Annotated in this window: 8 protein-coding genes, 1 tRNA gene and 1 pseudogene; 3 read left to right on the top strand and 7 right to left on the bottom strand. The window is 64.2% G+C overall.

The genetic code is table 11. The features are described 5' to 3' along the window. Nucleotides 1–37: 37 nt before the first annotated feature. Together F6S87_RS02600 and F6S87_RS02595 are read left to right on the top strand one after the other, a co-directional pair. Nucleotides 38–1,570: pseudogene (locus F6S87_RS02600) on the top strand (xylulokinase); the annotation flags it as partial. A 251-nt stretch (nucleotides 1,571–1,821) separates the two neighbouring features. Then, entirely contained in the window at nucleotides 1,822–2,472 is a 651-nt protein-coding gene (locus F6S87_RS02595; RefSeq protein WP_163227083.1) for an ECF transporter S component, read from the top strand. A gap of 214 nt (nucleotides 2,473–2,686) precedes the next feature. Here F6S87_RS02595 and F6S87_RS02590 read toward each other — a convergent pair whose 3' ends face one another. The 6 genes from F6S87_RS02590 to F6S87_RS02565 form a co-directional block, all read right to left on the bottom strand. After that, a complete protein-coding gene (locus F6S87_RS02590) occupies nucleotides 2,687–4,102 on the bottom strand; it encodes an MFS transporter (RefSeq protein ID WP_163227082.1) in 1,416 nt (471 codons plus the stop codon). 242 nt (nucleotides 4,103–4,344) lie between these two features. Then, the gene (locus F6S87_RS02585) at nucleotides 4,345–5,643 is read right to left on the bottom strand and encodes a pyrimidine-nucleoside phosphorylase (protein ID WP_163227081.1); all 1,299 of its coding nucleotides are present in this window, start codon (nucleotides 5,641–5,643) and stop codon (nucleotides 4,345–4,347) included. An 87-nt stretch (nucleotides 5,644–5,730) separates the two neighbouring features. Continuing rightward, a complete protein-coding gene (gene deoD / locus F6S87_RS02580; RefSeq protein WP_163227080.1) occupies nucleotides 5,731–6,444 on the bottom strand; it encodes a purine-nucleoside phosphorylase in 714 nt (237 codons plus the stop codon). Between the two features lie 55 nt (nucleotides 6,445–6,499). After that, nucleotides 6,500–7,714 carry a phosphopentomutase gene (locus F6S87_RS02575; protein WP_163227079.1) on the bottom strand — a complete coding sequence of 405 codons (1,215 nt, stop codon included), beginning with the start codon at nucleotides 7,712–7,714 and terminating at the stop codon, nucleotides 6,500–6,502. 76 nt (nucleotides 7,715–7,790) lie between these two features. Beyond that, on the bottom strand, nucleotides 7,791–8,495 hold the full coding sequence (deoC, locus tag F6S87_RS02570) for a deoxyribose-phosphate aldolase (RefSeq protein WP_163227078.1): 705 nt from the start codon (nucleotides 8,493–8,495) through the stop codon (nucleotides 7,791–7,793). 554 nt (nucleotides 8,496–9,049) lie between these two features. Further along, nucleotides 9,050–10,438, bottom strand: coding sequence for a NupC/NupG family nucleoside CNT transporter (locus F6S87_RS02565; RefSeq protein WP_163227077.1), 1,389 nt, complete (start codon nucleotides 10,436–10,438; stop codon nucleotides 9,050–9,052). A gap of 702 nt (nucleotides 10,439–11,140) precedes the next feature. Here F6S87_RS02565 and F6S87_RS02560 point away from each other — a divergent pair. Continuing rightward, nucleotides 11,141–12,631: a hypothetical protein gene (locus F6S87_RS02560; RefSeq protein WP_163227076.1), complete on the top strand. Its 1,491-nt coding sequence runs from the start codon at nucleotides 11,141–11,143 to the stop codon at nucleotides 12,629–12,631. A gap of 214 nt (nucleotides 12,632–12,845) precedes the next feature. Here the strand turns inward: F6S87_RS02560 and F6S87_RS02555 are convergent. Beyond that, nucleotides 12,846–12,919: transfer RNA gene (locus tag F6S87_RS02555), tRNA-Ile, on the bottom strand. Nucleotides 12,920–12,963 lie beyond the last annotated feature (44 nt).

Raw genomic sequence — 12,963 nt, 5'->3', positions numbered from 1 at the left:
AATACTGAACACATCTATATAAATAAAAGGAGCAGCAATGAAGCTGGTGGCAGGCGTGGACACGTCCACGCAATCGTGCAAGGTGCGCGTGACGGACGCCGGGACGGGCGCCATGGTGAGATTCGGGCAGGCGCGCCACCCGGACGGATCGTCCATCAATCCCGACTACTGGTGGACGGCGTTTCTCGAGGCGGCCGAGCAGGCCGGCGGCCTCGCCGACGTCGAGGCGATTGCCGTCGGCGGCCAGCAGCACGGCATGGTGCTGCTCGACCGGCAGGGCCGCGTCATCCGCGACGCGCTGCTGTGGAACGACACGAGCTCGGCGCCGCAGGCCGCCGCGCTGATCGACGACCTCGGCAGGCTGCCGTTCGCCGACGACGAACTCGACGACCCGATTCTCGCCGGCATGGTCGCCACTGTCCTCGCCGACGGGGGCGACGACGCGCTCGACGATCCCGCCGTGCGCGGCCGCCTGCGCTGGGTGAGGGCGGTCGGATCGTCGCCGGTCGCGTCCTACACGCTGACGAAGGTGCGCTGGGTGGCCGAGCACGAGCCGGAGAATGCCGCGAAGATCGCCGCGATCTGCCTGCCGCACGACTGGCTGACGTGGCGCATCGCCGGCTACGGGCCGGTCGCCGACGGCGAGGAGGCCCGGCTCGACCGGCTCGTCACCGACCGCTCCGACGCGTCCGGCACGCTGTATTTCGACGCGGCGAGCGGCGAGTACCGCCGCGACCTGCTCGCGATGGCGTTCGGCACCGACCCGGCGACCGGCCGGCCGACTGACGAGGCGCTGGCGATCGCCGGGAGCATCGTGCTACCGGCTGTCCTCGGGCCGACTGCCGTCGCCGGCGTCATCGGCGACGATTCGCACGAGGAAGTCGCGCCGACGGTGCCCGGCGCGGCCGTCAACGACGTCGTCATCGGCTCCGCGACGACGCACGGCTGCCTGATTGGGCCGGGCGGCGGCGACAACGCGATGGCGTCGCTGGGCCTGGGCATGGAAGTCGGCGACGTCTCGATCTCGCTCGGCACGTCCGGCGTCGTCGCCGCCGTCTCGCCGACGCCAGTCTACGATCCGAGTGGGTCGGTCTCCGGCTTCGCCGACTGCACTGGCCATTTCCTGCCGCTCGCCTGCACGATCAACGGCTCGAAGATCATCGACGCTGGCCGCGCCGTCCTCGACGTCGACTACGCCGAGTTCGACAAGCTGGCGCTGTCGTCGCGACCCGGCGCCGGCGGCCTGAAACTCGTCCCGTACTTCGATGGCGAACGCACGCCGAACCTGCCCGACGCGACCGGCACATTGTCCGGCATGACGATGGCGAACATGAACCGGCCGAACTTCGCGCGCGCGTTCGTCGAGGGCATGCTCGGCTCGCAGCGCTACTGCCTCGACCTGATCCGCTCGCTCGGCGCGCCGATCGACCGGCTGCTGATGATCGGCGGAGGCGCCCGCGGTGCCGCCACGCGCTCGATCGCCCCGCTCGTCTTCGAGATGCCGGTCGAGCTGCCGCCTACCGACGAATACGTCGCGATCGGTGCCGCCAAGCAGGCCGCGTCGCTGCTGTAAGGTTCGGCCAGTCTGTTTGCCTGCTTTTCATGTCACAAGCCCGGGCTGCCAGCCCGGGCTCGTGACATGAAAAAGGGACGGCCGCAACGTGACCTTTTGCTGGCCGCCCGGCGTGGCCGCTGCTAGGGTAGGGCTCGGCGATCCGCCCGGGCTGCGCAGGTCAAGGATCGCCGGCCATGTTTCCCAGACCGTGCGCAGCGGCGGCGCCGGACGATCCGGGGCCGACTGAGCGAAAGCAGGCGCGAGCCATGTCTACGCAGATTTCCGTATCCAATCGTTCTTCCGAGGCACAGGTCCGTGTCTCCGGCCGTCGCCGCCTGCGCTGGCGACCGGCCGACATTGCCGTCGGGGCGGCGCTCGGCGTCGCCTGCGGCGTCATTTTCTGGGGATTCAATTTCGCCTATTCGTCGATCTCGCCGGTGCTCGGCGCGTTGCTGCCGGGCTGCGCGAGCGTGCTGCATGCCGTCTGGTATTTCTCCGGCACGCTCGCCGTGCTGATCCTGCGCAAGCCGGGCGCCGCCGTCTACGTCAACCTCGTCGGCTGCTTCGCCGAGATGGTCATGGGCAACCAGTTCGGCTTCGGTTTCGTCTTCGTTTCGGCCATCCTGCAGGGCCTGTTCGCCGAGCTGCCGTTCGCCGTGACGAGATACAGACGATTCTCGCTACCGATGGCGATGCTCTCCGGCCTGTGCGTGGCGCTCGAATACGGCGTCTACCTGATGCTGTTCCAGTATCAGGGCGTGGCGTTCAATAGCCCGCGGGGAATCGTGCACATGATCAGCGAGACGATCGGCGGCGTGCTGATCGCCGGCGTCGCCAGCTGGTTCCTGTTCGTCGCGATCGCGAAGACCGGCGCTCTCGACCACTTCGCCAGCGGCCGCGAAATCCGTCGACGGTAGCTACCGTTCTTCCTTTCCTTTTGGACGTCATTTCCCTTTTTCATGTCGCAGACCCAAGCTTGCCATCTCTTGCTTGTGACATGAAAAAGGTCAGCAGATAAAAACGCTGGTGGGGTGTCACGAGACCGTGATCAAGTCACGGGACGTGACACCCCACCAGCGCATGGTTGCGTTATTCGTGGCTACTTGAAAATATGACTCCCTGGCGTGCTCCTTACTTCTCGATGTCCTGATAGAAGCTCTTGTGGTGCAGCTGCATCCAGATGACGCCGAAGAGGACGATGACGGCGTAGATGACGAGCAGGATCATCGCGTTGGCGCCGGAGCCCTGCGTGCCGAGCAGGTGCAGCGAGGCGAACGGCTGGTCGGCGATCGGGCCGCCGAACAGCGCGATGCCGATTGCGGCGGAGCCTTGCATCGCGAGATCGTTCATGCCGACGCCGCGGCCGGTCTGCTCCGGCGGCAGCGTGCCGAGCACCGTGTCGACGGTCGGGGAGTAGATCGTGGCCATGCCCGAGTAGAAGAAGACGATCATGATGCCGAACGCGATCGGGCCGAGGCCGATCGTCAGGCCGGCAGCCGCGAGGCCGAACGCCATCAGCGAGCCACCGACGATGACGGCGTGGTGCTTGCCCAGGCTCGTCGCGATCTGGCCCGAGCACACGCCGGTGATCGTCGCGATGATCAGCGCCGGCAGCAGCATGAACGAAATCTGCGACGAGGACAGGCCGAAGACGTCGGCGCCGAAGCTGTTGACGAGCGGCGTGACCGAGTAGTTGACGAAGTAGAAGATGAAGATGAGCAGGACGGCCTTGCGCCAGCGCACGTTCTTGAAGAACTCCGGCGTGATGAACGGATCCTTCGCCTTCGAGATGTAGACGGCGAACAGCGTGAAGAACGCGATCGAGACGACGAGCATCCACCAGTACAGCATCGAGAAGAACAGCGTCAGGAACAGGATGCCGACGCCGAACAGGCCGAAGCCCGGCACGTCGATGTGGGTCTTGCCGCCGGTCGCGCCCGGCAGGTTCTTCATCAGCGTCGGGACGAGAACGATGACGACGACCGGGATCAGGAACAGGATGGCCCAGCTGATCGTGCTGAAGATGCCGGCGCACAGCACGCCGATGGCCGTCGCGAACTGGTAGTCGGCCGTGAAGATGCCGAAGTAGAGCAGCTTGCTCTTGAGCGGCAGGTACCGCGCGACGATGACGAGGTAGACGGAGCCGGCCGTCTGGTAGCCGATCGTCTGGATGATGCGGAACAGGATGACGAAGATCAGGTTGCCGTGGATCAGGAAGCCGCAGACCGAGCCGAGCACGAGCGCGGCGATGCCGAACATCGTCATCTTGCGCAGCGACGCGAAGTCGCCAAGCGAGCCGTAGACGAAGCAGACAATGCCGAGCACGACGCCCGGAATGGCGGTGATCAGCGACGCCTGGTTCGGCGCGCCGACGTCGGTGCCGATCTTGTCGAACACCATGTTGAAGGCCTGCAGGCACAGCACGCCGACAAAGTAGATGACCAGCAGCGGAATCAGCGTGCGCTTCGCCTTCCGTGCCGTTTCCTCGAACGATTCGCGCGACGCCGCGCTGGTCCGTTCCTCTTTCACATTCCCGCTTGTGCTCATGTTCTCTCTCTGGACGAAGTGATATTCGACGGTAATGCCCCTCGGGGTGGTGTGTCTAACGGGGAACCAAAGCGTGAGGCTCAAATGAAAACTAGGAGATAAAACGTTTTATCGTCTTACCTCCTAGAAGTATACGGGGTAGTTGCGACAGGCTGTGGACGCGGCCTGTCTATTGGGATTGCCAGGCATGCCGGACCGGTCCGACACGCCCGGCTGGCCTGGCATGCCGGACCGGGGCGCCGCTACTCGATGACCTTGTGGATCAGCGTGATCGGCTCGGCATGGTCGCCGATCAGGATGTTCTCGCGCAGCAGCCGCTCGATGTCGGAAACGTCCTCGCGGTCGGCGTAGATCGTCAGGATCGACTCGCCTTCCTCCACGTGGTCGCCGACCTTCTTGTCGAGCATGATGCCGACGGCGTAGTCGAGCTGGTCGTCCTTCGCCGCGCGGCCACCGCCGAGCAGCATCGACGCGATGCCGACCTCGTCGGCCTTCATCATCGTGATGACGCCGCTCCTGTCGGCGAGGAACGGAATCCGGTACTTCGCCTGCGGCATCAGCGTGTAGTCGTTCACGACGTCGCCGTTGCCGTGCTGCGCCTCGATCATCCTGCGGAACGTCTCGAGCGCCTCGCCGTTGGCGATCTGCGCTTCCAGCATCGTGCGGGCCTCGTCGAGCGTCTCGGCCTTCTCCGCCATGACGACCATCTGCGAGCCGATCGTCAGCACGAGATCGACGAGATCGGCCGGTCCGTTGCCCTTGAGCACCTCGATCGACTCCTGGATCTCGAGCGCGTTGCCGATCGCGTTGCCAAGCGGCTGGTTCATGTCGGAAATGACGGCCATCGCGTTAAGGCCGGCGCCGCGGCCGATGCCGACCAGCGTGCGCGCCAGCTCCTCGGCCTGCTCGTCGGTCTTCATGAACGCGCCGGCACCGGTCTTGACGTCCATCACCAGCGCGTTCGTGCCGGAAGCCAGCTTCTTCGACATGATCGATCCGGCGATCAGCGGGACGGAGTCGACGGTGTCGGTCACGTCGCGCAGCGCGTAGATCTTCTTGTCGGCCGGGGCGATGTTGCCGGTCGCGCCGGCGATGATGCAGCCGACGTCGCGCAGGATCTGCTTGAACTCGTCCTCCGGAATCTCGACCTGGAAGCCCGGAATGGCCTCGAGCTTGTCGAGCGTGCCGCCGGTGTGGCCGAGGCCGCGCCCCGAGATCATCGGGACGACGATGCCGAGCGACGCGACGAGCGGCGCCAGCGGAATGCTGACCTTGTCGCCCACGCCGCCGGTCGAGTGCTTGTCGACCTTGATGCCGGGGATGTCGGACAGGTCCAGTTCGTCGCCGGAGTGCAGCATGTCCATCGTCAGCCGCTGCGTCTCCTCGGCGTTCATGCCGTTGAAGTACGTCGCCATCAGCAGCGCCGACGTCTGGTAGTCGGGAATCGTGCCGTCGACGACACCGTCGATGAAGTAGTCGATCTGTTCGTCGCTCAGCACGCCGCCGTTGCGCTTCGTGTCGATGACATCTACCATGCGCATGGGAAACCTCCTCGTTTCCATGGTTCTCAATAGTTTGAACGATTCTTCCGGCAAGGCCGCCTCCCGCGCGGGGAGGCGGCCCCGGTGTCACTTGACGGCGATCGCCGTCTCGAGGGCGAGCGTGATCATGTCGTTGAACGAGCGCTCGCGCTCCTCGCTCGTCGTGGAACCCTCGCCGAAGATCATGTCGGAGACGGTCAGGATGGACAGCGCGCGGAAGCCGAGCTGCTTGCCGAGCAGGTACAGGCCGGCCGATTCCATCTCGATGCCGAGCACGCCGTAGTCGCGCAGGCGCTCCATGTCGACGTTGTCGTTGTAGAAGCGGTCCGCGGCGTACACGTCGCCGACCTTCGTGGAGATGCCGAGCTCCTTCGCCTTGTGGTAGGCGGTGTCCAGCAGCTCGAAGTCGGCGATCGGCGCGTAGTGGATGCCCGGCTGGAACGTGTTCTCGATGACGGCCGAATCGGTCGTCGAGCCCTCGCCGAGGATGATGTCACGCAGCTTGACGTCCTTGCCGACGCCGCCGCACGATCCGACGCGGATGATGTTCTTGACGCCGTAGACGCTGGCGAGCTCGTGGGTGTAGATCGACAGCGACGGAATGCCCATGCCGGACGCCTGAGTGGAGACCGGCACGCCCTTGTAGGTGCCGGTGTAGCCCAGGCAGTTGCGCACGCCGTTGACCTGGCGCGCGTCGTCGAGGAACGTTTCGGCGATGTACTTGGCGCGCAGCGGGTCGCCGGGCATCAGGACGGTCTCGGCGTAGTCGCCGGGTTCTGCTTCGTTATGGGGAGTGGCCATGGGGTGGCTCCTTTCGTGTTCTTCGTTGAACGATGCTGTACTGTGCGGCTCCGTGCTAGGCGACGTGCGTCAGGAAGCTCAGGCCGTTGCCGTTGCCGGCGACCTGGAAGTTGTCGAGGATCGTCGCGCCCATGTCGGAGGCCGTCGAGCGGATGCCGAGCGACTGGCCGGGGTGGATCATCGACGGCGAGTAGGCGAGCAGCGGCACGTATTCACGCGTGTGGTCGGTGCCGGTGTACGTCGGGTCGTTGCCGTGGTCGGCCGTGATGATCAGCAGGTCGTCGTCGTGCATGTTCGCCAGCACGGTGCCGAGACGGTTGTCGAAGTCCATCAGCGCCTGGCCGTCGCCCAGGGCGTTCCTGCGGTGGCCGTACATCGCGTCGAAGTCGACGAGGTTGACGAAGCACAGACCGGTGAAGTCCTCGTTCATCGCCTCGTCGACATGGTCCATGCCGTCCATGTTCGACTGGTTGCGCCAGAACTTGTCGACGCCGTGGCCGGAGAAGATGTCGTAGGTCTTGCCGACGGTAAGCACGTCGATGCCGGCGTTGTGCAGGAAGTCGAGCGCCGTGTCCTCGGTGGGCTCCAGGCCGTAGTCGTGGCGGTTCGCCGTGCGCACGAAGTGATCCTTGTCCGGACCGACGTACGGACGCGCGATGACGCGACCCATGACGATCTCCGGGCCGTTGATCAGCGTGCGGGCGTACTCGCAGATGCGGTAGAGCTCGTCGACCGGAATGACGTCCTCGTGGGCGGCGATCTGCAGCACCGAGTCGCCGGACGTGTACAGGATCAGGTCGCCGGTCTCCATCTGGTGCTCGCCGTAGTCCTTGATGACCTCGGTGCCCGAGTACGGCTTGTTGACGATGACCTTGCGGCCCGAGAACTTCTCGAGCTTGTCGACGATTTCCTGCGGGAAGCCTTCCGGGAAGAAGGACATGTTGAACTTGACCGGCAGGCACATCATTTCCCAGTGGCCGTCGAGCGAGTCGTTGCCCCAGCTCGTGATCGTCATCTTGCCGAAGTCGCCGATCGGATGCTCGACCGGCTCGCAGCCGGGGATCGGATCGTCGGCCGGGCGGATGTTGCCCAGGCCGAGCTTCTGCAGGTTCGGCAGCTTCAGGCCGCCGTCGACGTTCTCGGCGAAGTACTTGCCGATGTGGCCGAGCGTGTCGGCGCCGACGTCGTTGAACTTCGCGGCATCCGGCGCCTCGCCGATGCCGATGGAATCGAGTGCGATGGCGAACACGCGCTTGTAACGATAGGTCATGATGAAAAACTTCTTTCGTCGTTGAAAGGTTGGTGGGGGCTCCCGCCCTAGGCGGGAGCCAGGATCCGGGTACGGATCAGTAGTTGCCGCCGGAGACGGCTTCGTCGGCGGAGTCGGCGTCCTGCTCGAGGATCGCGACGGCGGCGGAGACGCCGAGGCGCGTGGCGCCGGCCTCGATCATGTCGTAGGCGTCCTGCAGCGAGTGAATGCCGCCGGCGGCCTTGACGCCGAAGTCCTCGCCGACCGTCTCGCGCATCAGCGCGACGTCCGGCACGGTGGCGCCGGCCGTCGAGAAGCCGGTCGACGTCTTGACGTAGTCGGCGCCGCCGTCGACCGTCATCTTGATCGCGCGGATCTTCTCGTCCTCGGTCAGCAGGGCCGTCTCGATGATGACCTTGAGCAGCGCGCCCTTGGCGTGCGTGGCGTCGGCGACGGCCTTGATGTCGGCGAGGACGACCTCGTCGTTGCCGCTCTTGAGCTCGCCGATGTTGATGACCATGTCGATCTCGTCGGCGCCGTTGTCGATCGCGTCGTTCGTCTCGAAGACCTTCGTCGCCGTCGTGTTGGCGCCCAGCGGGAAGCCGATGACGGTGCAGGTGTTGACGTCAGTGCCCTCGAGCTCCTTGTGGACGCGCGGCACCCAGTACGGGTTGACGCACACGGACGCCGTGTTGTACTTCTTCGCGTCGGCGACGATCGCGTCGATCTGCTCCTCGGTCGCGTCGGCCTTGAGCAGCGTCGCGTCCATGTACTTGGCGAGTTCGGCTTGCGTGAGATTCATCGGTTGGATCCTTTCTTTCCTTCTGTCCCGTCATCGGGACGATCTGTTGCCCAAACGTTTTACCCGGACTCTAGTCCGTTCCGCATGGCCTTTGGCTGAAGGAACACGGAGAAATCGTTGGGGAACACGATTCAATGGGGGAGTGGCCTCCGTTGGCAACACTAACCCTGATTTTTATTATTTGCCCAGTCACTGCGTTGCGCCCGTGGCGAACCGTGGGCGGGCCGTCTATCCGTCCGTGCGCATCGCTGCGGGCGAATCGTGCCAGCCTGGCGATATCCGACGGACGGAACGCAAAAGAGAAGGGACCCCTGCGCGGAGCGGAGGTCCCTATGAAGTGCCGGTGTTCCGGCGATTCCCCGTGGGTATGGCGACGTTGCGTTCCCCCCGGGGTATTCAGTTATCACCTTTCGTCGAAGTGCGTGGCTGGTTGCCGTGCAACGTCGCGAAATGAAAAAATCGGGAATCCAACGAGATTGGCGGCGGGAAGGTGACGAGGTGTCGGCAGCCTTCCCGCCGTTGTGAGTTGGATTCGTGGGTAAGTCAGGCGGTGATCACCACTCGAACAGGCCGACCATGGCGGCGGAGCAGAGGGAGACCAGGATGCCGGAGAGGAAGATGCGGCCGATCTGCTTGGAGATCGCGTCGTTCTTCTCCTTGTTGACCATGGACTTGAAGCAGGCGATGACCATGCCCAGGGTGCCGAGGTTGGCGAACGAGGTCGTGAACACGCAGATCTCGGCCTTGTAGTGCTGGGCGAAGTTGTTGACGGTGTCCTGGATCTCGCCCATGACGACGAACTCGTTGGTGACGAGCTTGAGGCCCATGAACTGCGCGAACTGCCAGGCTTCGTTCACCGGGAGGCCGAGCAGCCAGGCCGGGACGAACAGGATGACGGCGAGGATGTTCTCGAGGGAGAGGTTGCTCCAGATCAGGCCGAGGATGCCGTCGATGAGGCCGGTGAGGGCGACGAAGGCAGTGACGTTCGCGGCGATGATCAGGATCAGCTGGCCACCGGTGAGGATGGAGTCGCCCAGGAAGGTGAAGAACGGTTCCTTCTTCGGCTTGGCCGGGTTGTGCTTGAAGATCTTCTTGTACCACGGCAGGGCCTTGTAGGCGGCCACTTCCTTGGACTCGACCTCGCGGGCTTCCGGAGTGGAGGTGTCGACCGGGATCTCGTCGCCGGCGCCTTCGAGGCCGTAGATGACGTCCTCTTCCGGCGTGACCTCGACCGGGTACAGCATGTGGGAGATCAGCAGGGCGTTGATGCAGTTCAGCGGGATAGCCGTGATGACGAACTCGCCCGGGATCATCTGGATGTAGGCGCCGACGATCGACGCGGTGATGCAGGACATCGACATCATGGCCAGCGTGACGTTACGGTCGGCCTTCATGCGCTCGAGCTGGATCTTGGAGACGGCGAGGGCTTCGGTGTTGCCCAGGAACATCATCTCGACGGCGAAGAACGTTTCGAACTTCGGACGGCGGGTGATGAAGCCGAGGCCACGGCCGATCCACTTGATGAGCCACGGCAGGAAGCCGATGTAGGTGAGGATGTCGAACAGCGGGACGATCAGCAGGATCGGCATCAGCGTCTGGACGACGAAGTTGAGCGAGGTGGTGACGGTACCGATGACCTGGCCGCTGGAGTCAACCGCGTTGTAGACGACGGCGCTGCCGTCCGAGTTGATCCAGTTGCCGAACGTGAAGTTGACGCCCTGGTAGGCGATGTCGACGATCCAGGTGAAGCCGTTCGCGCAGGCCTGGACGGCGGCGCGACCCCATTCGAACGAGGTGAGGAACCAGGAAATCACGAGGTTGAGCAGCACCAGGCAGCCAACCGACTTCCACTGGATGTGCTTGCGGTCATGCGACAGCAGCCATCCAAGACCTATGAACACCAGCAAGCCCACGATGTTCACAATAAGGTAAAAGGGGTTCATGGGAAACCTACTTCCTTTTTTCTTGCCGCGGCTCTCTATTCCGCGGCTTGCTTGGCGCAGGGGCAAAGCACAGGTCGCTCAAGGGCAGGCCGCCATGGCTTCATGGTGGCGGTCGGTCATTCGATGGGTGATCTGCTGATTTGGCGCGTCTACGCGCGAGCAATCCTTTCTCTTTCAGAAAAGGGGAGAGAACTTGCCGTCGCTGGCAGATTCTTCACAAATCCTTCTCACAAGAAACATGGTAAACCCTTTTTCCATGTTTGTGGTTCCGCGTGTCATGCGTAACGTTCTGTGAAGTTTTGTGACACGTTTTTCACTGGAATCACTGGGAATCGCAGGAGCGATGTTACCGCAACTTCACGACTCGCGTTCGAAAATGTTTGTTTTTAGTCGGCAGGAATGGCATCTTGGTCTAATTTTCTTGTTCGTTTCCGTTGCGAAATGAACGTTTAGGCGGCAGTACATTATTGGTCAAAAAATAAATAAATGTATAGACGTCTCGATCTGTCGCCAACCCGGGGAGAACGGGAATGCGGTCGCATGTCACGATGCCGGGATCGTGACATGCGACGGGAGCAGATGCAAATCCAATGCATATTTAACTGGTTGTCGGCTGCGATTACACTGGACGACTGGTACCAACGGTGGGACGACGACCAGTGACGACGTGCCCACAGTCGCGAAGGATTCATCATAGTGGACTTGAACAACCGAAGCACCCGCGCCGCCGACGGCGCGGATATCCCGGCGCCGCCGTCCCCGTCCGAGGCGACCGCCGCCTATGATTTCGCCGACCTGCTCGACGACGACATGAAGCCGGCGGTCTCGCCGACCTTCGCCGGCGGCGGCTGGGCCAACACGGCATTCCCCGCGGCGTCCGCGAGCATCGACAAGGTCTCCCCGCGGGCAACGGCGACCGGAACGCCGGCGACGCCGGCATCCGCGACGACGGCTTTGCCGGGCACGATGGCGATGACATCGATGCCGCACGGCGTCGCGTCGGCCGAGGAATCGACGCTGACGAGCGAGTCGGCCGTGCTGACCGGCGCGAACGGCTTGACCTCGACGATGAAGACGAGGACGATGGCCGCGGCTTACGGCTCCGCTATCGACGACAATCCCGGCGAGGCGACGGTGGCGTTCGGCGCGGGCAACAGGAACGATTCGAGCGCGGCTTCCGGCGCAACGTCGGCTGCCGGCGCCGCCAGCGGCGAGACCGAGATCCTCAATCCCGACGACATCGCGCGAGCCGGCCGGGGCGAGGGCCTGCGCGGCGTCGCCGACGATGCGGACGACGATGACGACGACGGCAACAGTGGCAATGGCGGCAACGGCGGCGGCCACGGTCACGGCGGTCATGGCCGGCACGGCCAGCCGCAGCCCGACGACGACAGCCGGTTCTACAAGTGGATCACGATCGGCTGCATCGCGTTCCTGCTCGTGGCCGCCATCGTGTACGGATCGGTGATGCTGTGGCACCACAACGCCCAGAAGAAGCTCGATGCGGCGCGTGAATCGTGCACGAGCGCACTGGCGACCGTCGACAAGAAGATCGAGGCCTACGACGCGCTCGTCAAGGGCGACGCGGCCACTGCCCACGCCGTGACGAGCGACGAGGTGCTCGACTCGACGACCGTCGACAAGCTGACGACGGCGCTGGCGACGGCGCAGCCGGCCTCGATCAAGTGCAACGCGTCCAGCATCGCCGAGCTCGACAGCCGCACGAAGCAGCTCGACGAGCAGGCCACCTGGTACGACAACCAGCAGTCGGCGCTGCAGACGGCGGTCGACAACGTCAACGCGAGCAAGCAGGCCAAGCAGGTCAACACGGCGCAGGAGGCGCTGTCGACGGCCGTCAACGAGGCGCGCACCGTGCTGACGACGACGAAGGGACTGGTCGCCGACGACTCGACGTGGACGACGCTCTCGTCGCTGATCGACGAGGCCGACCAGCTCAAGACCGGCACCGACACCGACAAGATGGGCGAGATGGTCACGAAGCTGTCCGACGCCGTCGACGCCGTCAACAAGTCGAAGGACGAGAAGACGGCCGCCGACGAGGCCGCCGCCAAGCAGAAGGCCGCGGAAGAAGCCGCCAAGCAGAAGGCCGAAGCCGAAGCGTCGGCTTCGGCGTCCGCCTCCGCGTCCGCGTCGAGCTCCCCGTCGAGCTCGTCGTCGGACTCGTCGCACTGAGGAATCGCGCTCGCCGTGGCTCCCCGGAAGGGAGCTGCCGAGCGAGGTGAGGCTGAGGCCCGACCGCACGACGCCGCGAAGCGGCGAGCGCGCGCTGGAGCGCGAGGTCATGTTTCACGGGCGATTGCGTTCGTAAGTCGACTCCCCGCTTCGGCTTCGCCTCGGCGATCCCCTTCCGGGGGATTCGATGTGCGGGGGAAAAGAAAGAAACAAGTGGGACAGCAGGGGCTTGAACCCTGGACCGACGGATTATGAGTCCGATGCTCTAACCGACTGAGCTACTGTCCCACGTCCGCGAGCGAGTCGTCATGTTGGGTGACGAATCGGCGACG

The organism is Bifidobacterium choloepi (genome assembly GCF_010667615.1).
Taxonomy (GTDB): Bacteria; Actinomycetota; Actinomycetes; order Actinomycetales; family Bifidobacteriaceae; genus Bifidobacterium; species Bifidobacterium choloepi.
This window is presented reverse-complemented; position numbering and strand designations above follow the sequence as displayed.